The sequence below is a fragment of the Nocardia pseudovaccinii genome (assembly GCF_050942345.1).
Classification (GTDB): Bacteria; Actinomycetota; Actinomycetes; order Mycobacteriales; family Mycobacteriaceae; genus Nocardia; species Nocardia pseudovaccinii.
Map to the genome: position 1 here is coordinate 591,077 of NZ_CP192074.1, position 23,856 is coordinate 614,932.

Below are 23,856 nucleotides of genomic sequence, written 5' to 3' on the forward strand. Positions count from 1 at the left end.
GATATGCGCGATTTCACCTGTCCGAACTGCGGACAACAGCTGGCCTTCGAGAATTCGGTGTGCCTGTCCTGTTCCAGCCCATTGGGTTTCAGTCTGGCCGATCGCGCGCTGGTGGTGATCGGCGATCCGCCGGGCGACGCGGCGGTGGATCGGTCGAAGGGCGTTGTCGATCGCGACCGGTTCCGGCTCTGCGACAACTTGCATGTGGCGGAATGCAATTGGTTGGTGCCCGTGCCCGGTACCGAGGTCTCGGTCAGTGCGATCGTGCCGGCTCCATCGGGTACGTCGGAGGAACCCTGGCAGATCACCGCGTCGCCCACGGACGGCAATGAGGGACCGCGACTGTGCGAATCCTGCCGCCTGACCCGTACCCGCCCCAACGATCTCGACGCCGCGGGCCTGCAGGCCTTCGCCGAGGCCGAGGCCGCCAAGCGCCGACTGATCATGGAACTGGTCGAACTCGGTCTGCCGATCATCGGCCGCGACCGGAACCCGCAAACCGGCCTGGCCTTCGACCTGCTCTCCAGCGCCATCGACCGCGTCGTCACCGGCCACAAGAACGGTGTGATCACCGTGGATCTGGCCGAGGCTCACGACCCGCATCGCGAACAATTGCGCATCGAGATGGATGAGCCGTACCGCACTCTGCTCGGCCATTTCCGCCACGAAATCGGCCACTACTACTTCTCGGTGCTGGTCGCCGATGACGATGCCGCGCAACGCTTCCGGAATCTGTTCGGTGATCCGGACGCCGACTACCAAGCGGCACTGGACAGCCACTACTCCGAGGGCGCACCCGCGGGTTGGGAAACCGGCTACGTCTCTACTTACGCCACCATGCACGCCGCCGAGGACTGGGCCGAAACCTTCGCGCACTACTTGCACATCCGCGACACCCTCGACACCGCCGCCGCGTTCGGCATCGCCCCCGCCGGCGCGACCCTGGACCGTCCGCAAGTGGGCCGCGCCGGCTTCGACCGCATTATCGACCTCTGGCTGCCCCTGGCCTGGTCGCTCAATATGGTCAACCGCTCAATGGGCCACGACGATCTCTATCCCTTCGTCCTGCCCGATCCGGTGCTCGAAAAAATGCGCCTGGTACACGACCTCTGCACCACGCCGGAGCCCCGCTGACCTAGCCGACCCCGTTGGTCGCGATCACGTGCTCCGCCATGCCTTCCGGTCCCCACTGATTCTGCGCCAGCGCCTCGTATACGCAGATCAGCAGCAAAATCCGGGCTCGCTGTCCGGCCGTCAATTCGGTATCCAGATACGAATCCTGGACACGCAGGCCGGCGCCGGATACCCGGCGCGGGCTCGGCTCCGACAGCAACCAGAACAACTCCGGACCGATCAAGGTCGATCGCCCGCCGGTTTCGGTGAACCACCGGGATGCGTATTCGATCATCAGATCGGTGAATGTTTCTCCGCTGCTGATCGATTCCGCGAACTGGTTCAACGCGCCCGAGCGATCTATGCCGCTCTGGATCACCGACGCCAGCCGGCCCGCGACCTCCCGGAATTGTTCTACGCCCTGGTCTTGCCAAACGGTAAAAGCCATCGCTTACTCCATCGACGTGTCCGATTGTGGCTGAAGCAGTTTCGAGTCAGAAGGGGTTGATCGTTGTCTTGCCGCCCGCGCCGTTGGTCGCGAATGTCGGAGTGATCCGCGGCGCGGCTGCTGTCCGAGGCAGTGCGCTGGCCAGCAGCTTTTTCGGAGCGACGGGCAGCGGGTCGGTATTCTCCAGGATCGCGGCGCCCCGCGGGGACACGACACGCTCTTGCTGGGATGCCGAATCCCCATCGTCCTGCGCCGCACCGTCCCGATCGTCCTCCGCCGCGAGATCCCAATCCTGCTCTGCCGCGAGATCCCAATCCTGCTCTGCCGCTTCGCCGTGGACTTCTGGCGTTACCGGTGCGAGGTCCGCCGACATCGCCGGTGTGCGGTCCTCCCGCTCTGCGGGGGGCTGCTGCGCTGCCGGGGCCTGCTCCGCGGCGCGTGTGCGCTCGCGTCCGCGCCCGAACAGCATCAGGGTGAGATGCACCGCGAAAAGCATGGTCAACGGCATACCGGCGTACAGCGACAAAGACACGGGGCTACCCCCGATTTCGCGCGCGTACTCGATATTTCCGGCCACCGACACCAGGGTCCAGAAGACGAACAGCGCGGTGGCGTACCACCAAGCCGAACTGCGCCGCTTGAAGGTGGCGGTGGCAATGATCGAACCGATGACCAGTCCGTCGATGGCGATCGGCACGTTCGCGGCGAGCGCCGGAGCCACCAGGTTTCGCACCGACAGGTCGTGCAATGCGGCAAAAGACATTTCGAATGAGGTGAGTGCGACGACGCCCGTGACGATTGCCGAAGCATGTAGCGGGCGCGGCCGCCATGCCCGTAGCCGGGTGACCAAGGACGGCCGACGATCCGTCGATGCCGACTGTTCCTCGAGCAGTTCCGATTCCGTAGATGTGATCGTCGCCATAGCGGGAGCGTATCGTGCATCACTCCGTATTCCGCCGAGGCACCCGGCGAAAAGCGCGGCGCGTTGCCCCGACGCTCAGGCGCGCAGGCGTTCTCGGCGGAGTTGGTCCACCTCCGGAAGATGCAGTGGGGAGAGTTCATCCACGCCGAGGACGCGCGCGAGCAGGAGGTCGGCGAGTTCCGGATTGCGGGCGAGGGCGGGGCCGTGCATATAGGTGCCGATGGTCGAGCCCTGGACCACGCCCTCGAGTCCGTCGCCGACACCGTTGCCCACACCGCGGGTGACGTGCGCGAGCCCGGTGGCGTCACCGCCGAGTTTGGTTCCACCACGGTGGTTTTCGAAGCCGGTGAGGGCGGCGGTGAGGCCGGGGAGCAGCGGGGTGGTCGTCACCTCGCCGATGGCGCGCTTGGCCTGCGGGGAGGTGGTGACGTCGATGAGGCCGACGCCGTCGACGCGCTCGCCGGTGGACGTCTCGTACCAGTGGCCGAGCACCTGGATGGCGGCGCAGATGGCGAGTACCGGAGCACCTTTCGCGGCGGCCCGCTGCAGGCCGGGATAGCGCTGCAGATGGCGGGTGGCCAGGCGCTGCGCCGAATCCTCCGCTCCGCCAAGGGTATAGATGTCGAGCGACTCGGGAACCGGGTCGGACAGGGTGATTTCGACGATTTCGGCGTCGTGGCCGCGCATGCGCAGTCGCTGCCGCAGCACCAGCGCATTGCCGCCGTCGCCGTAGGTGCCCATCACATCGGGCAGCACCAAGCCGATTCGTACGGTCGATTCGGGCCCGCCCGTCACCCGGCCACCACCCTCATCGAATCGCTACGCGATGCTTCCATCAGTTCTGGCCCTCCAGATCGCGGTTGAGATCGCGGAACGCGGTGTAGTTGGCCAGCACCTCGACCCGTCCCGCCGGGCAGGATGCGATGGCATGCAACGGATCCGGCACCGTGGTGTGCCGGACTCCGGCATAGGTCAGGCGCACCGCGAGATCGGTGGCGCGCTCACCGGCGGCCACCACTTGAATGCCCTCGAAGTGCTCGAATCGCACATCCCACAGCCAGGACAGATCCTCGCCGTCGGGCACCTGCCCATTCACGGCGATCACCAGACCGGCCGAATCGGGCTCGATCATCGACAGCGCCTCCTGCCAGCCCGCCGGATTCTTCGCCAGCAGCAGCCGGGCGGCGTGCTCGCCGACCTGCACCGTCCGATAGCGACCGGCGATCTCGCGCACCGTACCCGCCGCGGTCGCCGCCGCCGCCGGATCCGCGCCGAGGGCGACCGCCGCGGCGACCGCCTGCGCGGCATTGCCTTTATTGGCCCGTCCGGGCAGCGCCAATTTCAGCGGCAGCCGGACACCGTCGGGTCCGACCAGCTCATCGCCGTCCAGCCACCAATTCGGTTCGGGCCGTTCGAAATCCGTGCCGGTGCTGCGCCAATGCGCACCCTCCCAGACGATCGGCTCACCGCTGCGCGGACAACTCGTCGCATCCATCGACCAACCGCTGCCCGCCGCGACCCACACCACATTCGGGTGGTTGTAGGCAATGGAGGTCACCAGCACGTCGTCGCAGTTGGCGATCACCACGGTCTGCGGATGCCGCGCCAGTCCGGCGCGCAGCTTGCGCTCGATCATATTGATCTCGCCGACCCGATCCAGCTGATCGCGGCTGAGATTCAGCAGGACCACCACGGACGGATTCAGCGAATCGGTGACGTGCGGCAGATGCAGTTCATCCACCTCGATCGCGGCCAGCGGCGTCCCGCGGTGCGCACTCAGCGCGGCCACGATGCCCGCGTCCATATTCGCGCCGTCGGCCTGCGTGGCGACCTTGCCGAGGGTACTCAGTGCGGCGGTGGTCATCCTGGTGGTGGTCGACTTGCCATTGGTGCCGGTCACCAGCACGGTGCGCCGCCCGCGGCCCAGCTGATCCATGATCGTCTTATCGATCTGCAGGGCGATCAGCCCGCCGATCATCGACCCCTTGCCGCGGCCCGCCTTCTGCGAGGCCCACGACGCTGCCGCCGCCGCCCGCAGCGCGAGTCGCCCGCGCACCGTTATGTCTGCCACGCCGCGAGTCTATGTGTTCTGCCCGGCGGCGCATTCGCTGCGGCCCACCCGCTCGGCCGCAGTGACCGTACTCACTCCCGGTACAGCTTGGCGTTGTAATTCTCCGGCGAGTAGTAGCGCTCCAATTCCTCCACCGACTCCGTCACATTGGTCTGGACCTCTTTGACGAGCTGAGCGGGAGTGGGCAGATTGTCGACCGGGCCACTGCTCCGGTTCCCACAGGTGACTGCGGATGAACGCCTTGGCGCAGTGGAAGAAGATCTGCTCGACAGCGACCTCGATCGCCAGGATCGGCCGATGGCCCTTGACCACCATGTCGTCGAAATACGGTGCGTCGCGAACCAGCCGCGCCCGGCCGTTGATGCGCAGCGTTTCGCTGCGGCCCGGAATTATGAACAGCAGCCCGACGTGCGGATTGCTGAGGATATTCAGGTAGCCGTCGGCCCTGCGATTCCCCGGCCGTTCCGGAATGGCGATGGTGGTGTCGTCGAGCACCTTCACGAAACCGGCCGGATCGCCCTTCGGTGAGGTGTCGCAATTGCCGTCGGCATCGCTGGTACTCAGGGCGATGAACGGGGTGGCCGCGATCCAGTCGCGGTCGCGGGGATGCAGTGCGATGCGCTCCTTCGTCGCGGCTCGCGGCATGACCTCCCCGAGCAACTGCCGCAGCTCGGCCGGGTCGGTGATCACTCCCCCGCCTCCCCGGAACTTTTGCCGGTCGTTGTGCACGTGTAGACCCCCGTTCCGGGCCGCCGGATACGTGCTGAACAAGTCTTGGGCGTACCCGGCGAGTTACCCATGTGCTTACGAAATCAGTGATCACGTTGACTCTACGGTGATCCGCGCATTGAGTCACGGGTCAGAGACGCACGTCGAACAGGTTCGGCTGGCCCGCGGCGTACCGGTCGGCATCGATCTGGCGCAGCGGCTCCAATTCGTTGGCTCGGTAGAGCGTGAACTTGCGGCAGCGTTCGGCATTCGAACCCGAAACGTCGAGAATGGCATTGACCGCGTCGCGCGCGGATTCGTTGGCGCCCTCCATGGTTGCCAGATCGACATTGGTGCGCACGTAATCGCCTGCCAGGAACAGGTTCTCGAGCGCGCCGTGGGCCTGCGGCCGGCACTCCCACGACCCGGCGGTATTGATCAGCAGCGGATCCGCATTGGCATTGCGCCGCTGGGATTCCTGCCAGCTGATGCCCGGATCGAGGAACCAGGAATGCAGATCGGCATCGCGCAACAGGTCGTCGCGGTCGTTCAGATGCGCCCGCAGCTGCGCCCACACTTCGCGCGCGATCTCCTCGTGCGTGCACTCCTTGGCGGGCTTGCCGTAGAGCATGCCGGGGGAGTTCCAATCGGAGATGTCGACCGAAAGGCAGTCCCGTACCGTGCCGTCGCCGAATTCGGTGAGTTTGCGCGTCCACAGCTGATTCTGGGTGATCGAGGTGAGCGACCACGGGGCATCGATATAGGCGGTGTGGCCGTGGGAAATATCCATCGGCCTGCGCAGATAGAACTGGATTCCGTTCATCCAGTCGACGAAGAGGCGATCCATCGCGGCCAGTTCCGGGCGCACCTCGAGCACGTCGGGCGACCAGAGCGCGCGGGCCCGTTCGGCGGACAACGCGACCACGAAATAGTCGGCGTCGATGCTGCGCTGTGCGCCGTCTTCATCGACGATGCGGGCCGAGGCGATCCGCCGATCGCGCACCTCGAGTCCGCGTACCTCGGCTCCGAGCGCGAATTGCACGCCGAGGTCGCGCAGTCGCTGCACCCATGGATCGATCCACACCGAATTGGTCGGCCCGTTGAGCACCCGGTCCAACGCGCCGTCGTTGCCGATTTCGAAGGGGTTGCCCAGGAACTGTTCGCCCATGGTGCCGATGGTGCGGACGCTGGCGACATCCTCCTTCGCGGCGACCATGATGCTGGTCAGCGTGCGCGAGAGCAGGGCGCGGAATTCGTGGGAGCGCTGGTGGCCGCCGACGAAATCGCGCCACGAGGTGTGCTCCCACTGTCCTAACCGCCGGGCGTCGCAGCTGGAGTTGAATACCAGCAGGCGATCGGCGAAGTAGGCGCCTTCCTCGGCGGGCATTTTCAGGGCGGTCGCGATCGCCGCGCCCATCGTTTCGCGGAACGCGTCCGGAGTGAAATTCGTGCGAGCCTTGGGGCCGAGGGGAAGCCGGAAATCATCGCCGCCGCGGCGGGCGAAACGTGCCTCCGGCACGCCGATCAGATTGTCCCAAACGCCATTCGGATTGCCCGCGAACGGAATTCGCCGCATGGTGTCCGGAATGTGTTGATAGAAGCCGGGAAAGAAGCGGAACCCGTGCTCACCGGGCAGATCCGGCCGTCCGCCAGACCCGCTGCCCGGCACCGGAATACTGCGCGCCTTGCCCCCGAGCGCACGTCTCTCGAATACAGTGACCTGGAATCCACGCTCGGCCAATTCATGTGCCGCGGTCAATCCCGCGACCCCGCCGCCGAGCACCGCGACCCGCCCGCCGCCGGGACTACCCGCGGCAGGCGCGGGTCTCAGCCCACCGGCCGCCAGCGCCCCCGCCGTTGCTGCCCCCATCGCAACCGTGCCGCGAAGCATCGTTCTTCGCGAAACGGTCCACTGTTGATGTGCCATGCGCTTCTTTGCTGCCCTAAGCCTTTGGACCGATCTCTACCGCCGCCAAACACTGTAAAGCGGCAGCTTGTGGGTGAGCCGACCCACCCCTACCGCCGGACCCGGTCGGCCTCGCATTCGACCAGGTCACGAATACAGCGGGGCAGACACTACCGGGCGGTGTGACCGGGTCGAGTTGGTTTCTGGAACCGGGGTTGTACGCAAACTTCGCAGGTCAGGGCATCGTTATGGCGGTGTTGGCGAAAGGGGGCAGGTAAATCGCGTGCGGCTGGGCTGGGCTGACTATCGCAGGCTGTGTTGGCGAGACGGAAATGGACCTGCACGATAGCTCTGGGCCGTTCGAACCGGGGTTGCTTGCCGAGGGTCGGCTCTGGCGCTGGGGCGCGGTCGGGATCGGTTGCGCCGCTGTGGCGATCGCTTGGCGGTCGGCTCAGGCGTCCACCAGTCGGGGTTGCTTGCCGAGGGTCGGCTCCGGCGCCGGGGTAGCGGGCGAAACCGGTTCCGCCGCTGTGGTATTCGCATCGCGCCGTCCCGCCTTCGTCGCCGCGAACGCGCCCGCGATCACGATGGCTCCGCCGAGCAGTGACAGCGGCGTCGGGTCCTCGCCGAAGGCGGCCCAGGCGGCGAGGATGCCGACCACAGGGACGAGCAGGGACATGGGGGCGACCGTGCTCGCCGGATACCGGCTCATCAGGTAGGTCCACAGGCCTGAGCCCGCGATGGTGCCGAGCGCGACGATGTAGGCGAGGCCGAGCAGCGCGTGCCAGCCGCCGGGGGACGTGACATCGGTCAGCGCATGCAGGCCGGTCGTCGGCCCTTCGATGAACGCGGACAGCGCGAACATCGGGATCGGTGGCACAACCGTCATCCACAGCGTCAGATGCAGTGGGTTGACCTCGCCGGAGGCCGTGGCCAAACGCGAGCCGATGTTGCCGAAGGCCCACCCGAGACCGCCCGCCAGCGTCAGCAGCACTGGCAACAGCGCCGCATGCTGTGCGCGATCGAGCCCGATCACCACGATGCCCGCAACGGCGACGCCGATGCCGAGCAACTGTGTCACCCGCAACCGCTCCCGCAGGAACAGCGCACCCAGCACAACCGTGAACGGCGCAGAAGATTGCAGCACCAGTGAGGACAACCCCGTCGGCATGCCCGCGCGCATGGCGGTGAACAGGAACGCGAATTGCAGAATCCCGAACCCGATCCCATACAGCAGCAACCACTGCAGCGGCACCTTCGGTCGTGGCACGAACGCCAGCACCGGCACCGCGATCACCACGAACCGCAGTGCGGCGAAGAAGAACGGCGGAAAGTGGTCCAGCCCCACCCGAATAGCAATGAAGTTCAGCCCCCAGAACAGGACAACGGTAAGCCCGAGCAAGCGGTCACGATTGGTCACATTCCTTATCGTCGGTAATGAAATCGATAAGAACAATCGAATAAATATGCACTATCGATGTAGCATCACTTAATGGTTTCCGGCAGTCATCCCTCTCTGACTCCCGACTCCGCGCGATCGGTCGGCAACACCGGCGAGCTCGGCGCTGTCGCGGCGTCGGTGTCAGCACTTGCGACCGAGATCGCAGCCTCGCCCCTGGCTGCAATATCGGAACAAGCTGCGGCCGCGCGATCGGGCTGCGCAGGAATGCCAGGGATCGCAGTCTCACTACCGGGCGCAGGAGCGGCGTATGCCGCGCCGACGCCGACGCCGACGCCGACGCCGACGCCGACGCCGACGCCGACGCCGACGCCGACGACGGCTACGGCTCAGGTCGCAGCGGCGTGTTCGTTGGCAGTGTTGGCGCATGCCGTGGGTGCGCTTTCGGGTGGTGCGGGGATGCCAGGGTTCGCAGGTTCGCTATCGGGCGCAGGAGCGGCGTATGCCGCGGGGTCGCCGACGGCTACGGCTCAGGTCGCGGCGTCGCGTTCGTTGGCAGTGTTGGCGCATGCTGCGGCTGCTCGATCGGGTGGTGCGGGGATGCCAGGGATCGCAGGTTCGCTGTCGGCTATAGGAGCGGCGCATGTCGCAGGCGGCTGAAAACGTACGGGTCGGGCCGCCGATGGCGGTCGAGCGATTGCGGGTGCTGCGGGAATTCGCGGATCGTGGGACGATCGCCGCTGTGGCCGAGGCGCTTTCGATGACGCCTTCGGCGGTATCGCAGCAGCTCAAGGTGCTCGCCAAGGAGGCTGGCGTCGCGTTGCTCGAGCCCGATGGGCGGCGGGTTCGGCTGACCGATGCGGGGCAGGCGCTTGTCGTGCGCGCTGACGAGGTGCTTGCCGCGATGGACCGTGCGGTGGCCGAGATGGCGCACTATCGCGGGTCCGCGCGTGGGCGGGTTCGAGTCGCGCTGTTCCCGTCCGGTGCGGCGCTGCTACTGCCGCGCGTGCTGCCCGCGTTGGCCGACAGCGGTGTCGAGGTCGTCGCCCGCGACGAGGACCTGCCGCCGAGTGAAGTGCCGCGGCTGCTCGCCGACTACGACATCGTCCTCACCCACCGCGACGAGCGCTCGCCCGGTATAGCGGGCCCTCGCGTCAGCACCACGGTCATCATGCGCGAACCCACCGATGTCGTTGTCGCACCGACCCATCCGCTCGCGACCCGCTCCGAGGTGACCCCGGCCGAACTCGCCGAGGAGACCTGGCTCAGCGTCCGCGGCGGCTTCCCGGTCGACGACGTGCTGCGCTCAATCGCGACCATGACCGGCGTCCAACCCCGTATTGCCCAGCGCCTCAACGACTTCCGCGTCATCGAAACCCTCGTGGCCGCGAACTACGGCGTCGCCCTCATGCCCCGCTGGGCCGTCGTGCACCCGAACCTCGCCGTACTACGCCTGTCCGGCGTGCGTGCCGCCCGCCTGTACGAACTCGCCACCCGCCCCCACGCCGCCACCCGCCCCGCCATAGCCACCGTCATGCAGGCCTTCCACACCGCCGCCGCCGAAATCGCCGCCGAATAGCCCACCCCGGGCAGCCTGCTGTCGCACACCCGATCACCACCTCGCAGAGGCTGCACCGTATGCGCCGTGCTCACTACCTGTGCGCCAGCCGGACTTCGGGGAGGTCCGCTGATCACGGGGCTGGCGACTGTCGTGCCCCCGCGGTGGAATCCGTTGGCGCATAGCGTGTGGTGCTGTCGCACGGGCGTGCATCCTGTGCGCCGTGGACGGGGTGGCAGGTTTCAGACTCGCAGAGGCCGCACCCCTATGTGCCGTGCTCACTACCTGTGCGCCAGCCGGACTTCGGGGAGGTCCGCTGATCACGGGGCTGGCGACTGTCGTGCCCGCGCGGTGGAATCCGTTGGCGCATAGCGTGTGGTGCTGTCGCATAGGCTGCAACTTGTGCGAGGGTTCCAGCCGCTGTGCGGCAGCTGAATTCCGGGGTACGGCAGCAGATTTCGGACCCGGATGCGGCCCCGACAAGTGCTCGGGGCCGCAAGGGTTTCGAAAGCTAGTGGTGCCGGGGCGGACCGGGCCGGTACTGCTGGGTGCCGATGTAGCCGAAATCGTCGGCGACCATGGCGGCCAGTTCCAGGAGGGCACGCCGGGTCGGCTTGCTCACCAGTTCCAGATCGATCTCCGCGCCCTCGGCGAGGTGGTCGTCGAAGGGCACCACCTGGACCGCGCGGGTGCGGTCGAGGAACAGTTTGCGTAGCTGGTCCAGGTCGACGGTGGAGGCGCCGCGGCGAGATGCGTTGACCACCACCACCGTTCGCTCGACCAACTTGCCGTAGCCGTGGTGGTCCAGCCAGTCCAGGGTGGCCGAGGCGCTGCGGGCGCCGTCGATGGCGGGTGAGGTCACGAGCACCAGCGAGCTGGCCATATCGAGCACACCGGCCATGGCCGAATGCATCAGACCGGTGCCGCAGTCGGTGAGGATGATGTTGTAGAACGACTGCAGGATGCCGATGGCCTGGCGGTAATCGGCCTCGCTGAAGGCCTCGGAAACCGCCGGATCCTGTTCGCTGGCAAGCACTTCCAGTCGGCTCGGTGCCTGGGACGTATGCGCCCGGACATCGGAGTACCTGGTGATGTGGTGATCCTCGAGCAGATTGCGCACGGTGGAGCGGGTCTGCCGCGGCACCCGATGCGCCAGCGTGCCGAGGTCGGGATTGGCATCGATCGCGATGACCCGGTCGCCGCGCACCGAGGAGAACGTCGATCCGAGCCCGACCGTGGTCGTGGTCTTGCCCACGCCACCTTTGAGCGAGAGGATCGCGATGCGATAGTCCCCGCGCACCGGCTGATTCACCCGATCGATGAGATCGCGGTAGACGACATCGGCCGCAGACTCGCCCGGATTGATCATGCCGCCGGAGGCCTTGTGCACCGCGCGCCGCCAACCACCGCGCGGCGCTTTGCGCGCCCGCTTGAGCAGATTCAGGTCATTGACCGAATGTCCCGGCTGACCCGGCTGCGGCACATGCTGCGGCTGGAACGGCTGCTGCGTATTCGGCGGGCCGCCTTGCCATCCCGGCGGCGGTCCCTGTTCGGTATACGGCACCATCCCGGTGCCCGGCCCTTGCTCGCCATACGGCATCAGACCGGTGCCCGGCCCCTGTTCGGCATACGGCAGCGGTTGCTGACCCATGGGCGGCTGCCCCATCGGGGGCTGTTGCCCCATGGGCGGTTGCTGATACATCGGTGGCTGCTGCACCGGCGGTGGCGGCGCCCAGCTGTAAATGGGCGGCTCGGCCTGGCTTTCCACCGGGACCCGCCGGACCAGTCCATCGGGCCCGATCTCCTGGCGATATTCGCCATAGGACGGCTCGGGCTGCACCGGATGGTTACCGCTCTGGCCGGGACCCGGCTGATACGGCTGCGCGAATTGACCTGTGCTGTACGGCGTTCCGGGCGGCGCGAACCCATCGGACGGTCCGTACTGCTGCTGCGGAACTCCGGCCTGCGGGTAGCTGTTCTGATCCGTTGGGCCGCCTGGATATCCGGTGAACTGTCCCGGCTCCGACTGTTCGGACTCATCGGGCTGTTCGGTGACCTCGGCGGTCTCGTGCTCGTCGGTCGCTGGCTCCGCGTCGACGGGTACGGATTCGGATGTTTCGTCCGGCGCCGAGGAGTCGGTGGTGACCTCGGCCGTGTCCACCGAATGACTCTGCAGCCAGGGCGGAGAAGTCGGGTTGTGGTCGTTAGTTGTCACAGTTCCCCCATCTGCTCGGGAATTCGAGCAGAGAGCTCGGCGCTTGAAGTGCGAATCAACGCTAGCACGGGGTACTCGGCCCCGCGCCGTGGTATACACGGCCGCCGCGCCGCGTGAAGCACGGCGACCAGCCGTAACTCGAAAACGCTGTCCAACAGCAAGATCGAGAGCCGGGCGCCCGGGTCGGCAACAAAAATGTCACCGCTGGGCGCCCGATTCCCACCGTACTCTCCGGCCTGAGCCGAAGTACCCGGATCGACTCGAGCGGCTCAGTGCGCCCGGTTCACCGCCGACACCACTGCCCGCAGCGACGCGGTGGTAATCGAGGTGGCGATGCCGACACCCCACACCACCTTGTCGCCGATCGCGCACTCCACATACGCCGCGGCCTGCGCGTCGTCACCCGCGGACATCGCGTGCTCGGAGTAATCCAGCACTCGCACATCGAATCCGACCGTCGCGATCGCGTCGACGAATGCGGCGAGCGGTCCATTGCCCGCGCCGGTGACTTCCTGCTCGACGCCGTCGACCTTGACCACCGCGGTGATCGAGTCCACGCCGCCGTCGGTCTCCGATGCGGTGACCTTCTGGCGCATCCGCTCCAGCGGCCGGATCGGGCTCAGGTATTCGTCGGCGAAGACATCCCACATCTCCTTGGGTGAAACCTCGCCGCCCTCACCGTCGGTGATCTTCTGGATCGCCTGGGAGAACTCGATCTGCAGCCGGCGCGGCAGCACCAGCCCGTGATCGGTCTTCATGATGTAGGCGACGCCGCCCTTGCCGGACTGCGAGTTGACCCGGATGACGGCCTCGTAGGTGCGGCCCACATCCTTCGGGTCGATCGGCAGGTACGGCACCTCCCAGACGATGTCGTCGACATCGGATTCGGCAGCGTCGGCCGCGGCCTTCATCGCGTCCAGGCCCTTGTTGATCGCGTCCTGATGCGAACCGGAGAACGCGGTGTAGACCAGGTCGCCGCCGTAGGGGTGGCGTTCGTGCACCGGCAGCTGGTTGCAGTATTCGACGGTCCGGCGGATCTCGTCGATATCGGAGAAGTTGATCTGCGAATCCACCCCGCGGGAGAACAGATTCATCCCCAGCGTCACCAGGCAGACATTGCCGGTGCGCTCACCGTTGCCGAACAGGCAGCCCTCGATGCGATCCGCACCGGCCTGGTAGCCCAGTTCGGCGGCGGCCACCGCGGTGCCCCGGTCGTTGTGCGGATGCAGCGACAGCACGATCGAATCGCGGCGGGCCAGGTTGCGGCTCATCCACTCGATCGAATCGGCGTACACATTGGGGGTCGCCATCTCGACGGTCGCGGGCAGGTTGATGATCATCGGCTTGTCGGGGGTGGGCGCGATGATCTCGGTGACGGCGTCGCACACGTCCTTGGCGTAGGACAGTTCGGTGCCGGTGTAGGACTCCGGGCTGTACTCGTAGCGCCAGTTGGTGTCCGGGTAGCGCTTCTCGACCTCCAGGCACAGCGTCGCGGCATCGGTCGCGATCTTCTTCACCGCCGCCTGGTCCGCGCGGAACACCACACGCCGCTGCAGGACCGAGGTCGAGTTGTAGAAGTGGACGATCACATTGGCCGCACCGGCGCACGCCTCGAAGGTGCGCTCGATCAGTTCGGCGCGACACTGGGTCAGCACCTGGATGGTGACGTCGTCGGGAATCGCCCCGTCCTCGATGATCTCGCGGACGAAGTCGAAATCGGTCTGGCTGGCCGACGGGAAGCCGACCTCGATCTCCTTGTAACCCATCCGCACCAGCAGGTCGAACATGCGGCGCTTGCGGGCCGGGCTCATCGGGTCGATCAGGGCCTGGTTGCCGTCGCGCAGGTCGACGGCGCACCAGCCGGGGGCGCGGTCGATGATCTTGTCCGGCCAGGTGCGGTCGGGCAGTGTGATCGGCTCGACCTCCTCCGCGAAGGGCCGGTAGCGGAAGGTCGGCATGGAGGAGTTCTTCTGCCGGTTCCAGGCGGGCTGGTCGGCAGGGGCGGGCTTGCTCGGTGCCGTAATGGTGCGCGAGCCGGATACAAAGGCGTCAGCGGGGGACATGCGATTTTCTCCAGGGTGTGGTGGATCCCAGTTATCGGGTCGACCGGCGCGGCAGAACCCCGCGACGGGAGGCCAGTCCGATCAGACCCCGTCGCGGCGGCCGAGAAGAAGTGCCCGCTGCATGATGTCGGCGAGTTTACCGTGCCCCGGCGCACTGCCGAAAGCCCGGTCCCCATCGTCCGGTCATCCGACGTAACGATTAGCGTTCCGACCGGCTGGAGGTACTTCACATGACTTGGCTGGAACAACTGGCGGTCTTCGGCGCGGGCATCGCGGCGGGCGGCATCAACACGATTGTGGGCTCGGGCACCCTGATCACCTTCCCGGCGCTGCTCGCCTTCGGGATTCCGCCGGTCACGGCGAACGTGTCGAACACCATCGGTCTGGTCCCCGGTGGCGTCAGCGGGGCGTACGGCTATCGGCGCGAACTCGAGGGCCAGCGGGCCAGGTTGGTCCGGCTGGGCAGCGCGTCCCTGCTCGGCGGCACCACCGGCGCGATCCTGCTGCTCATTCTGCCCGCCGCGGCCTTCAAGGCGATCGTGCCGGTGCTGATCATCGCGGCCCTGATCCTGGTCGTGGTCCAGCCGCGGTTGGCGCGCTGGGTGAAGGAGCGCCGCGCGGCCGATGCGGGTCCGGCGCCGGAACACGGTGGCCTGGTCCTGTACGTCGCGATATTTCTGTGCGGCATCTACGGCGGCTATTTCGGCGCGGCCCAGGGTGTGTTGTTGATCGGGTTGCTCGGGGTGTTCGTGCACGAGGACATCCAGCGGCTCAACGGGGTCAAGAATGTGCTCGGTCTGCTGGTGAACGCGGTCTCCGCGGTGGTGTTCACCCTGATCGCCGATGTCGACTGGCGGGTCGCCGCGCTGATCGCGGTCGGTTCGATCATCGGCGGTCAGCTCGGCGCGAAGATGGGCAGGCGGATGCCGCCCACCGCATTGCGCGCGGTGATCGTCGTGGTGGGCAGCATTGCCGTCGTCCGACTGCTGATGACGTAGACGAAGGATGTACGTGGCACTCGAGATGCGAAACCCCTAGTGCGGTCGCACTTGTCGCGCAGCGGGATTGGTCCCAAAGGAGGACGACGGCGGTCGGGTCCGCAACGCAGGATGATCGTTATGCGCGGGTGGAAGATCGTCGGGTTGGCACTGGCGGCCGTATTGGTGCCGTCATTGGTTTCGTGCTCTCGGCACAGTGCCGCGGTTACGCAGGTCGCCGAACTGGTCGCGCAGGCCGATGCGGCGCCGACTCCGAAACTCGATTGGGCGCAGTGCCCAGAAACGGAGTTGAGCAAGTATCAGTGCGCGACGGCCGCGGTCCCGATCGACTACGCGCAGCCCAATGGTGCGACGCTGTCGCTGGCCGTCGTCAAACAGCCGGCCGCCGATAAGGACCGTCGCATCGGCACCCTGTTCAGCGCGGTCGGCGGACCCGGCGGTTCGGGCTTCAAATGGGCGAGTCACGGTGAGTTGTCAGCCGGTGAGGTCGCCCGCCGATTCGATGTGATCACCTTCGATCAGCGCGGCATCGGCCGCAGCGGTCAGGTGCGCTGTTTCGCGAATTCCGAAGAGCAGCACCGGTTCTGGTCCGGCATATTGCTCCCGCCTGCGAATGCCGAACAGGAGGCCGCCGCCGCGCGCAATGCCCGCGAACTGGCCGCCGGTTGCGCCGCGCACAGCCCGGAGCTGCTGGCGCACCTCACCACCGTCGATGCCGCGCGTGATCTGGATCTGCTGCGCCGCGCGGTCGGCGAGGCGACCATGACTTACACGGGCGGTTCCTACGCGAGCTATCTGGGCGAGGTCTACGGCGCGTTGTTCGGCGACCGGGTCCGCGCGCTGCAACTCGGCTCGATGATCGACCCGGACGCCTACACCAACGATTCGCGCGCCCAGATCGCCGACTCCGCGGCGGGCACCGAGGAGGTGCTCGCGGAGTTCCTGCGGCTGTGTGCCGAAGCGGGACAACCGCGCTGCGTGTTCGCGGGGCCGACCAAAACCGATGCCGCCGCATTGCGCGTCCGCAACGACGCCGTTCTGGACCGCCTGCGCCAGGGCCCCATCGTGGTCGGCCAGGGTGAGCGCACCCGTGCGGTAACGCTCACCGAGGTGCTGCCCGCACACGCCACCATGCTTTACGACATCAAGGAGGGCTGGCCCGCGCTGGCCGAACTGCTCACCGAACTGGAGCGCGGCCCGGCGGGCAATCCCGATGTCGTACAACAGATTCTGGACGTGGGTGGGTTCACCGAGGATTTCCTCGACTCCTTCACCGCGATCACATGCGCGGACAACAGCTTTGGCCGCGAATCCGAGCAATGGCCCGCCATGGCAGCCGAACTCGCCAGTTTCGCACCGCATTACGGTGCCATGTGGTTGTACCTGCGACAGGCTTGCGGTGCCTGGCCCGCATCGGCCGGGGGGTATCCGCAGCGCATCACCGGTCCGTGGATTCTGCGTTCGGATAAGCCCGCTCTGCTGTTCAACAACCGCTTCGATCCGGTCACCCCGTTGACGGCCGCCCGCCGGGCGCAGCAGGAGTTGGTCAATGCCAGGCTGGTGATCGTCGAGGGTGGTTACGGGCACCTGGTGGTGAGCGACTGCGCGGGCAGGCTCCAGGAGCACTACCTCGTGGACCTGCAACTCCCCGCGCCCGGCGCTACCTGCAAGCCGGACGAGGCCCCGTTCGCCGACTGAAACGCCAGTACCGGAAACCGCTCGACCAAGATCGCCCGCATTCCTGCCACCACCACTGTTCAGGACTCCCGAATCCCGGTAGTCTGCGCTCGGCCATGCGTGATGAGGGAGGTGGCCGGGGTGCACAGACGTGCCTTTTTCAAGGCAGCCGGTGCGGCCGCGATGCTGGGTGTCGCGGGAACCGTACTTGGCAGGGCGACAGCCGATGCCGCAGATCCGATGTGGGACAACCTTTTCCGCATGTGGGTACCGGAAATCTTTGCGCCACTTCCCGATCCGCCCGAGCATTCGCCCGCGATCGTCATCGGCTCCGGCTTCGGCGCTTCGGTCACCGCACTGCGCTTGGCCGAGGCCGGCATCGCCAATACCGTGCTGGAGCGCGGTTCGCGCTGGCCGAACGATCCGTGGCGCGAGATCTTCACCGGTGACGATCTGCCCGACGGCCGCGGCTTCTGGCATCGCACCAACTTCACCGGCGTCACCAAGGTGCCGACGCATTTCGCCAACTTCGGCGGGGTGCTCGATTGCACCCAGTACCCGGGCATCGATGTGTGGCGGGCGGCGGCGGTCGGCGGCGGCTCGGTCATCTTCTCCGGTGCGATGGTCGCGCCCGAGCGCCGCTTCTTCGACCACGTCTTCGGCGGCACCGTCGATTACGGCGAAATGGAGCGCGTCTATTACCCGCGCGTGCGGGAGATGTTGCGGCTCAGCCCTATTCCGGCGGACCTGTACGCCGCTTCACCATTCGCGCATTCCCGGGCCTGGGACGAGCAGGTGCGCAGGGCGGGCTATGAGCCGGTCGCCAATGACTCGATCTTCAACTGGGATGTGCTGCGCGGCGAAATCGCCGGTACCACAAGGCCTTCCGCGACGGTAGCGCGCAGTAATCTCGGCAACTCCAACGGCGCGAAGTTCGACCTGAACCAGAACTACCTGCGCTACGCCGAGGACACCGGAAAGTCCGCAATCTATCCGGGGCACCGCGTCGACGCCATCGCGCAGGAATCCGGCGGCCGCTATTCGGTGACCGTGACAAAACTTTCGCCGACCGGCGACGTGATCGGCGCCCGCACCATCACCTGTGACCGCCTGTTCCTCGGCGCGGGTTCGGTCGGTACCTCGGAGCTGCTGGTGCGGGCCCAGGCCACCGGCGCACTGCCGAACCTCAACGAGCACATCGGCGACGGCTGGGGCACCAACGGCGATGTGGTGCTGGCTCGCGGCGCCAGCCAGCTGGCCGGTTTCGGTCAGGGCGTGCCGAGCGCGAGCCGGATCCTCGACGAATCCGCGGTGCCGCTCACGCTCGAAAATTGGTACATCCCCGGCATTCCGTTCGAGACCGGCGCGCTCGCCTCATTGGGCATGGTGCTCGATCCGGCTCGCGCGCGCTTCGGCTACGACCGTGCCCGCAATACGGTCGGACTGTCCTGGTCGACCGGGAACCGCGACGATATCGTGGCCGCCGCCCGCGCGGTCGATCATCGGATCGCCGAACGCTCCAATGCCCTCGTCGAATACGGCGCACTCGGTTACGACGCGAACGCGCTGTTCACCGCGCACCCACTGGGTGGTGCGGTGCTCGGGCGGGCCACCGACGGCAACGGTCGCGTGCACGGTCATCCGGGCCTGTACGTGATGGACGGTGCGGCCATCCCGGGCAGCACCGGCACGGTCAACCCCTCGCTCACCATTACCGCACTGGCCGAACGCAATATCGAGGCGATCATCCGCGCTGGGAAGTAGCCCGGCGCGGCGCGTATTACTGTCGGCGGGACCGTTCGGCGTCGAAGGGATCCTCACGTGGCAACACCGACCAGGCCGACCACGCCCGGCCTCGACGACGGACCGAAGCTGGATTTTCCACACAAGCCGCCCGCGCTGTGGTCGGACCTGGTGATGCTGGCGCTGGCGATCGTCTCGGTCGTGCTGGTCACCTGGGTCAGCTTCTTCGAGGTCTCCGCGCACACCTACCGCGTGATCGTGGTGCTCGACTACTCGGTCTGCGCGATATTCGCCGCCGAATTCCTCTGGCGCTGGCGCCGCGCGGGCTGGCCGTGGACGTTCCCATTCGTCTATTGGTACGAAGTGCTCGGCATGATCCCGGTGACCAGCCCGTTCTTCCGCGGGTTCCGGTTACTGCGGATCGTGGTGATCGCGGTCCGGCTCGGCCGGGTCGCCGATCGGGCCCTCGGCGATCGCGTCACCGCCGCGGTGGTGAACCGGTTCGTGACGACCATCGTCGATGTCATCAAGCGCCCCATGACCATCGCCATTATGGACGAGGTCGCGCAGGTGCTGCGCACGGGCCACTACACCCGCAATATCGCGGCGGCGCTGGAGGAGAACCGCGCCGAAATGGACGAGATGATCCTCGAACTCATCAAGAACGATCCGCAGGCCGGTCGGGTCCGCTACATCCCGTTCCACGACGAGATCATCCGGCTCGTCGCCGACACCACATTCCGGATCGTCTTCCAGGTGCTGGCGGATCCACGCACGGACGAGCTGGTCTCGGACATGATCCGCGAGAACGTGGATCAGATCCGAGACGCCGTGCACGCCGGGGTGCGCGTCGCGCCGTCCAATTACGGCCCGACGCCGCACGGACAGACCGTGCGTTACCACCTCAGCCGTGTGCCGCGTGCCTGATCTCGTCGCGCGGCGCCGCGTAACGCATTGTCTCCCAGACGATCAGCAGCACCAGCACACCGCACAGCAGCCCCAGTGACGCCAGCGCGGGCAGCGCGCAGGCCGCCGGAGTCAGCGCGAGCAGCAGTCCGGCGGCCACCAGGCGCGGCACCGTGACGTTCCCGGTCGCGTACTGCTTGAACCCGACCAATGCGATCAGATACAGCACCACACCGCCGTACAGCGCGAACAGCGGTATCCCGGACAGCGCGTCCTTCAGGCTGTGCGCCGATTCGTCGCCGACGTAGTAGAGCACCTTCTTCAGTCCGAGCGAGAGACCGATGATTCCGGCGATCATCGGGAAATGCCAGAAGGTGTAGGAGTTTCGGGCGATCTTGATCTGCCGCTCGCCCTCGGCGTGCTGCAACTCGTGCTCCACCGACAGCGCCGCCACATCGAAGTACGCCCACCACAGCAGACCCGAAACCGCGAGGCCGAGCAGGGATCCGACCGCGATCGGCCACGAAATGGGCAGTCCGGCAACCCCGATGCCGATCGAGACGATCGATTCACCCAGCGCCACAATGACGATCAGCCCGTAGCGTTCGGAGAAATGGCTCGCCGAGTTCAGCCGCCAGTCCTCGCCCGCCAGCAGGGTCCACCCCATATCGCCGACGATCGCCGCGATCCACAGCACGATCTGCGTTGTCCCATGTGTCATGGCGGCGATGACGAGCAGGGTGGTTCCAATGGTGATGGAACCGAGACTCCAGCGCAGCACCTGGTTGCGCAGTTGCGAATCCTCGGCGCTGGCCAGCACGAACATGGCCAGATGCACCAGGCGCACAATCAGATACGCGATCGCGAAGACCAGCGGGCCGAACCAGCCGCCGGGCGCATCGTCGAAGGCCTCCGGAATAGTGAGCGCCGCCAGAAATCCGCCACCCATTGCGACGAACATGGCGACCCGCGCGATGCCCTCGTCCGCCCGCACCACATTGCCCAGCCAGGAGTAGGCGATCCACAGCCACCACATGACCGCGAGTACCAGCACCGCCCGCAGCATGTTCTTGGCGCTGGTGTCGTGTGCGACCAGGCCGGTGACCATAGTGAACGCGAAGACGAGCACCAGGTCGAAGAACAACTCGAGCTGAGTTACCGACGCATCCTCGGCCGTTGGCAGCAGGCGTGCCCGTTTGGAACCGATCATGGTTCACATCGTCGCATCCGAATGCGACAGGTGCGTTCCTATACGGCCTGATAGTTCTCGTTCTCGGTGAAGCCCTCAGCGAACTCGATGAAGTTCTGCACGACCGCCTCGTTCGAGCGACGCATGGTCCGGCTCACCAGCATGCCCGGAACGGGGATCGGGATGTAGAGCTCGACGTGGTACCAGACGTCGGTGCCCTGCTCGCCCTCGGTGACCTCGAACCAGCCGCCGCCCTTCACCCCTCGGGTGCTGTCGGCGACCTCCCAGGACGAGCGGGTCTCGGTCCATTCGTACTCCAGGACCTGCAGATCCGAGCCGCCCATCAGCTCCGCTTTGACGAATACCCGGCGCGGTCGCAGGTTGTCGTCGCGGCTCGCGACCCGGGCGTCGCTGTAGGAGGTCGACCACTCCGGGAGCATCTCGACCGCGGCCAGTGCATCCATTACCTGCTCGGGATCGGCGTCGACGACGAAACGGATATCGGTCTTTGTACGCATTCCATACCTCCGCCCCCGCCCAACTACATCGGCAAATTGTGCCCAGCGACACATTCGCAAGTCAACTGAGCGGGCAGTGCCCGAAGCCACATCGGCCGCATATCTCGGGGGGATCACGGTCGATTATGTACGGCGAGAACAAGTTACGGTTCAGTATTTTCGAACGAATCGCGATATCGCCGGTCCAGTGGACTTGCCGTAGGAGCTGACGGGGCGTAAGTCGATCGTGCGCAAGGTATTCGCATCTTCGGCCGCGCAGGAGGTAACGGGCCCGCGGCGAGCGGGCCCGTGGGGTGCGGCGGCTCAGTGCGGCGTTGGTTCGATGATCGCGTCCGGGCCTGGGTAGACGAGCGATTCGTGCCCGTCATCGAATCGCACCACATACGGCGGTGCGCCCTGAGGCCCGCGGACTTCGACGATTTCGCCGTGGCGATCGCTCTGTCCCACAACGTGGCCGTGTACGAGGAGCCGGTCTCCGACATTCGCCATCATCGCCCCATTATCGAATGACGGTGACGCGCGTCACAAGGGTTCCCCGTACTACGCGGCGTTTCACTCGTTGCCGACGAGTCGATCGACCGCGGCCTCGATCAGCTCCTGGCTCTGCGCCTCGGTGAAGATTCCCGGTAGCGTCAGCCGGTCCACGATCAGCCAATTCAGCGCCAGATACAGCAGAATCACCGAGTTTTCGTCGCCGGGCAGTTCGGCTTCGAGGTGGTTGCGCACATTGAAATCGAGATCCGCGCGCACCGCCTCGGTCATGACCGCCCGCAACTCCGGTCGCCGCGTCGCCTCCAGGCGCAGCTCGAGCATGGCCAGGTAGCCGGTGCGGAAGGCCTCGATGCGACTGACCGTCTCGCGCATCAGCTCGGTGATATGCGCTCGCGTCTTCGGGCCCGTCGCGAGGTCGGCCATGGTCGCCGCGCTCGGCGTCAACCGTTCGTAGAACCGCCCGCCCACCTGGGTCAACAGGTCGTCACGATTGGCGAAGTAGTTCGACGCCGTACCCGCGGGCACCCCGGCCTCCTTGTCCACCGCTCGAAAGGTGAGCCCGCGCGCCCCCTCCTTCGCCAACACCTCGATCGCCGCATCGAGCAGCGCTTGCCGCCGCTCCGGATTCGTCCGCACTTGACACCACTCCATCTGTAGTACTACCTTCAAACCACTTCAGTTAGAGTACAACGGATCGGGCGGTATTGATATGCGAAAACTCGTCTACTACGTGGCCGTCTCGCTCGACGGCTATATCGCCGGTCCGGCAGGGGAGTTCGACTTCTATCCGCTGGACGCCGAGATGGCGACCTGGATCACGGGGCAGTATCCGGACTTCGTGCCGAGTCAGGTGCGGGCACACGTCGGGATGGCGGTGGACGAACCGAGTAAGCGGTTCGACACCGTGCTGATGGGCCGCGCGAGCTATGAGCCCGCGCTGTCCGAGGGGGGCACCAGTCCGTACGCGCATATGCGGCAGTACGTCATTTCGAGCACCCTCGGCCCGATCGATGATCCGCAGGTCGAGGTGGTCGCGGGCGATCCGGTCCGGCTGGTGCGACGGTTGAAAGCCGAAGCGGGCGGCGATATCTGGCTGTGCGGCGGCGGCAAGCTGGCCGGGGCGCTGCTCGACGAACTCGACGAGATGATCGTCAAGAGCTATCCGGTCGTCGCGGGCGGCGGCATATCCGCCTTCTCGGGTGCGTTCAACCCGACCCTGTTCAGGCCGACCGAGCGCCGCGAGTTCGGCAACGGCGCCCAGGTCAGCTGGTTCTCCCGGGCCTGACGATCCAGCACGCACCACGAAAGAGGTATTCATATGCGAAAACTCGTCTACTACGTCGGCATGTCCCTCGACGGCTATATCGCGGGGCCCGGCGACGACATCAGCTTCTATCCGGTGGACGACATGTGGGACTGGATCAAAGCGGAGTATCCGGAGACCCTGCCGACCCATGTGCGCCCGCATATCGGGCTGGCGGTGGATGCGCCGAATCAGAAGTTCGACACCTTGGTCATGGGTCGAGGCACCTATGCTCCGGCCCAGGCGATCGGCGTGACCAGCCCATATGCGCACATGCGCCAGTACATCGTGTCGGGTTCCCTCGGCCGGATCGATGACCCGGATGTCGAACTGGTCGATGGCGATCCGGTCGGCCTGGTGCGTCGCCTGAAACAGGAGGACGGCCTGGATATCTGGCTGGCGGGTGGCGGCAAGCTCGCCGCACAGCTACTCGGCGAGATCGATGCGCTCGTCATCAAGAGTTATCCAGTGGTGGCCGGAACCGGAACCCAGGCCTTCGCGGGCGAATTCGACCCCACCTTGTTCACACCCATCGAACGCACCGAATTCGGCAGCGGTGCGCAGGTCACCTGGCTCACCAGAGCCTGATGCCCCGGGCCGTGGCGGCAGTGTGCCGCCACGGCGCCG

General features: G+C 66.4%; 19 protein-coding genes and 2 pseudogenes. 8 read left to right on the top strand and 13 right to left on the bottom strand.

The annotated features are described in order from the left end of the window. Window positions 1–3: 3 nt before the first annotated feature. Window positions 4–1,104 (top strand): annotated as a pseudogene (locus tag ACQPZ2_RS02710) (zinc-binding metallopeptidase family protein); the annotation flags it as partial. A 31-nt stretch (window positions 1,105–1,135) separates the two neighbouring features. On the opposite strand, the gene ACQPZ2_RS02715 reads toward ACQPZ2_RS02710, so the two are convergent. The 7 genes and pseudogenes from ACQPZ2_RS02715 to ACQPZ2_RS02745 all read right to left on the bottom strand — a co-directional run bounded on the left by ACQPZ2_RS02715 (window position 1,136) and on the right by ACQPZ2_RS02745 (window position 8,588). After that, window positions 1,136–1,561, bottom strand: coding sequence for a hypothetical protein (locus tag ACQPZ2_RS02715; RefSeq protein WP_433524150.1), 426 nt, complete (start codon window positions 1,559–1,561; stop codon window positions 1,136–1,138). Between the two features lie 46 nt (window positions 1,562–1,607). After that, complete coding sequence (locus tag ACQPZ2_RS02720) at window positions 1,608–2,483, bottom strand: DUF2637 domain-containing protein (protein WP_433524151.1); 876 nt, start codon at window positions 2,481–2,483, stop codon at window positions 1,608–1,610. A gap of 75 nt (window positions 2,484–2,558) precedes the next feature. Then, entirely contained in the window at window positions 2,559–3,278 is a 720-nt protein-coding gene (locus tag ACQPZ2_RS02725) for a type 1 glutamine amidotransferase (protein ID WP_433524152.1), read from the bottom strand. 40 nt (window positions 3,279–3,318) lie between these two features. After that, window positions 3,319–4,554 (bottom strand): MurT ligase domain-containing protein, encoded by a 1,236-nt coding sequence (locus tag ACQPZ2_RS02730; RefSeq protein ID WP_433524153.1) that lies wholly within the window; start codon window positions 4,552–4,554, stop codon window positions 3,319–3,321. Window positions 4,555–4,625: 71 nt separating this feature from the next. After that, window positions 4,626–5,199 (bottom strand): annotated as a pseudogene (locus ACQPZ2_RS02735) (pyridoxamine 5'-phosphate oxidase family protein). A gap of 214 nt (window positions 5,200–5,413) precedes the next feature. Further along, window positions 5,414–7,132 carry a hydroxysqualene dehydroxylase gene (locus ACQPZ2_RS02740; protein WP_433524154.1) on the bottom strand — a complete coding sequence of 573 codons (1,719 nt, stop codon included), beginning with the start codon at window positions 7,130–7,132 and terminating at the stop codon, window positions 5,414–5,416. Window positions 7,133–7,619: 487 nt separating this feature from the next. Beyond that, the gene (locus ACQPZ2_RS02745) at window positions 7,620–8,588 is read right to left on the bottom strand and encodes an EamA family transporter (RefSeq protein ID WP_433524155.1); all 969 of its coding nucleotides are present in this window, start codon (window positions 8,586–8,588) and stop codon (window positions 7,620–7,622) included. 661 nt (window positions 8,589–9,249) lie between these two features. Here ACQPZ2_RS02745 and ACQPZ2_RS02750 point away from each other — a divergent pair. Further along, window positions 9,250–10,146 carry a LysR family transcriptional regulator gene (locus tag ACQPZ2_RS02750; protein WP_433527298.1) on the top strand — a complete coding sequence of 299 codons (897 nt, stop codon included), beginning with the start codon at window positions 9,250–9,252 and terminating at the stop codon, window positions 10,144–10,146. Window positions 10,147–10,636: 490 nt separating this feature from the next. On the opposite strand, the gene ACQPZ2_RS02755 is transcribed toward ACQPZ2_RS02750, so the two are convergent. Both ACQPZ2_RS02755 and leuA read right to left on the bottom strand, forming a co-directional pair. Then, window positions 10,637–12,286: an AAA family ATPase gene (locus tag ACQPZ2_RS02755; RefSeq protein WP_433524156.1), complete on the bottom strand. Its 1,650-nt coding sequence runs from the start codon at window positions 12,284–12,286 to the stop codon at window positions 10,637–10,639. Between the two features lie 323 nt (window positions 12,287–12,609). Beyond that, complete coding sequence (leuA, locus tag ACQPZ2_RS02760) at window positions 12,610–14,403, bottom strand: 2-isopropylmalate synthase (RefSeq protein ID WP_433524157.1); 1,794 nt, start codon at window positions 14,401–14,403, stop codon at window positions 12,610–12,612. 230 nt (window positions 14,404–14,633) lie between these two features. Here leuA and ACQPZ2_RS02765 point away from each other — a divergent pair, with 230 nt between their 5' ends. The 4 genes from ACQPZ2_RS02765 (at window position 14,634) to ACQPZ2_RS02780 (ending at window position 19,748) form a co-directional block, all read left to right on the top strand. Beyond that, on the top strand, window positions 14,634–15,401 hold the full coding sequence (locus ACQPZ2_RS02765) for a sulfite exporter TauE/SafE family protein (protein WP_433524158.1): 768 nt from the start codon (window positions 14,634–14,636) through the stop codon (window positions 15,399–15,401). A gap of 120 nt (window positions 15,402–15,521) precedes the next feature. After that, window positions 15,522–17,099 (top strand): alpha/beta hydrolase, encoded by a 1,578-nt coding sequence (locus ACQPZ2_RS02770; RefSeq protein ID WP_433524159.1) that lies wholly within the window; start codon window positions 15,522–15,524, stop codon window positions 17,097–17,099. 120 nt (window positions 17,100–17,219) lie between these two features. Further along, a complete protein-coding gene (locus ACQPZ2_RS02775) occupies window positions 17,220–18,842 on the top strand; it encodes a GMC oxidoreductase (protein ID WP_433524160.1) in 1,623 nt (540 codons plus the stop codon). Window positions 18,843–18,899: 57 nt separating this feature from the next. Further along, window positions 18,900–19,748, top strand: a complete 849-nt coding sequence (locus tag ACQPZ2_RS02780) for an ion transporter (protein ID WP_433524161.1) — start codon at window positions 18,900–18,902, stop codon at window positions 19,746–19,748. On the opposite strand, the gene ACQPZ2_RS02785 is transcribed toward ACQPZ2_RS02780, so the two are convergent. From ACQPZ2_RS02785 to ACQPZ2_RS02800, 4 genes are all read right to left on the bottom strand, one after another. Next, window positions 19,726–20,937: a low temperature requirement protein A gene (locus ACQPZ2_RS02785; protein ID WP_433524162.1), complete on the bottom strand. Its 1,212-nt coding sequence runs from the start codon at window positions 20,935–20,937 to the stop codon at window positions 19,726–19,728. The two genes, ACQPZ2_RS02780 and ACQPZ2_RS02785, sit on opposite strands and share 23 nt — an antisense overlap. Window positions 20,938–20,975: 38 nt before the next feature. After that, on the bottom strand, window positions 20,976–21,434 hold the full coding sequence (locus ACQPZ2_RS02790) for an SRPBCC family protein (protein ID WP_433524163.1): 459 nt from the start codon (window positions 21,432–21,434) through the stop codon (window positions 20,976–20,978). 303 nt (window positions 21,435–21,737) lie between these two features. Beyond that, entirely contained in the window at window positions 21,738–21,926 is a 189-nt protein-coding gene (locus ACQPZ2_RS02795) for a DUF1918 domain-containing protein (protein WP_040686020.1), read from the bottom strand. 60 nt (window positions 21,927–21,986) lie between these two features. Continuing rightward, the gene (locus tag ACQPZ2_RS02800; protein WP_433524164.1) at window positions 21,987–22,577 is read right to left on the bottom strand and encodes a TetR/AcrR family transcriptional regulator; all 591 of its coding nucleotides are present in this window, start codon (window positions 22,575–22,577) and stop codon (window positions 21,987–21,989) included. Window positions 22,578–22,635: 58 nt separating this feature from the next. Here ACQPZ2_RS02800 and ACQPZ2_RS02805 point away from each other — a divergent pair, with 58 nt between their 5' ends. Both ACQPZ2_RS02805 and ACQPZ2_RS02810 read left to right on the top strand, forming a co-directional pair. After that, entirely contained in the window at window positions 22,636–23,211 is a 576-nt protein-coding gene (locus ACQPZ2_RS02805; protein ID WP_433524165.1) for a dihydrofolate reductase family protein, read from the top strand. A gap of 33 nt (window positions 23,212–23,244) precedes the next feature. Continuing rightward, on the top strand, window positions 23,245–23,817 hold the full coding sequence (locus ACQPZ2_RS02810; protein ID WP_433524166.1) for a dihydrofolate reductase family protein: 573 nt from the start codon (window positions 23,245–23,247) through the stop codon (window positions 23,815–23,817). Window positions 23,818–23,856: the final 39 nt, after the last annotated feature.

Excerpts from the sequence above, each read along its gene's own strand:
- leuA (WP_433524157.1), bottom strand. The coding sequence starts at position 14,403 with ATGTCCCCCGCTGACGCCTTTGTATCCGGCTCGCGCACCATTACGGCA.
- ACQPZ2_RS02715 (WP_433524150.1), bottom strand. The coding sequence starts at position 1,561 with ATGGCTTTTACCGTTTGGCAAGACCAGGGCGTAGAACAATTCCGGGAG.
- ACQPZ2_RS02805 (WP_433524165.1), top strand. The coding sequence starts at position 22,636 with ATGCGAAAACTCGTCTACTACGTGGCCGTCTCGCTCGACGGCTATATC.
- ACQPZ2_RS02750 (WP_433527298.1), top strand. The coding sequence starts at position 9,250 with ATGGCGGTCGAGCGATTGCGGGTGCTGCGGGAATTCGCGGATCGTGGG.
- ACQPZ2_RS02720 (WP_433524151.1), bottom strand. The coding sequence starts at position 2,483 with ATGGCGACGATCACATCTACGGAATCGGAACTGCTCGAGGAACAGTCG.
- ACQPZ2_RS02785 (WP_433524162.1), bottom strand. The coding sequence starts at position 20,937 with ATGATCGGTTCCAAACGGGCACGCCTGCTGCCAACGGCCGAGGATGCG.
- ACQPZ2_RS02790 (WP_433524163.1), bottom strand. The coding sequence starts at position 21,434 with ATGCGTACAAAGACCGATATCCGTTTCGTCGTCGACGCCGATCCCGAG.
- ACQPZ2_RS02770 (WP_433524159.1), top strand. The coding sequence starts at position 15,522 with ATGCGCGGGTGGAAGATCGTCGGGTTGGCACTGGCGGCCGTATTGGTG.
- ACQPZ2_RS02765 (WP_433524158.1), top strand. The coding sequence starts at position 14,634 with ATGACTTGGCTGGAACAACTGGCGGTCTTCGGCGCGGGCATCGCGGCG.
- ACQPZ2_RS02740 (WP_433524154.1), bottom strand. The coding sequence starts at position 7,132 with ATGGGGGCAGCAACGGCGGGGGCGCTGGCGGCCGGTGGGCTGAGACCC.
- ACQPZ2_RS02810 (WP_433524166.1), top strand. The coding sequence starts at position 23,245 with ATGCGAAAACTCGTCTACTACGTCGGCATGTCCCTCGACGGCTATATC.
- ACQPZ2_RS02795 (WP_040686020.1), bottom strand. The coding sequence starts at position 21,926 with ATGATGGCGAATGTCGGAGACCGGCTCCTCGTACACGGCCACGTTGTG.
- ACQPZ2_RS02800 (WP_433524164.1), bottom strand. The coding sequence starts at position 22,577 with ATGGAGTGGTGTCAAGTGCGGACGAATCCGGAGCGGCGGCAAGCGCTG.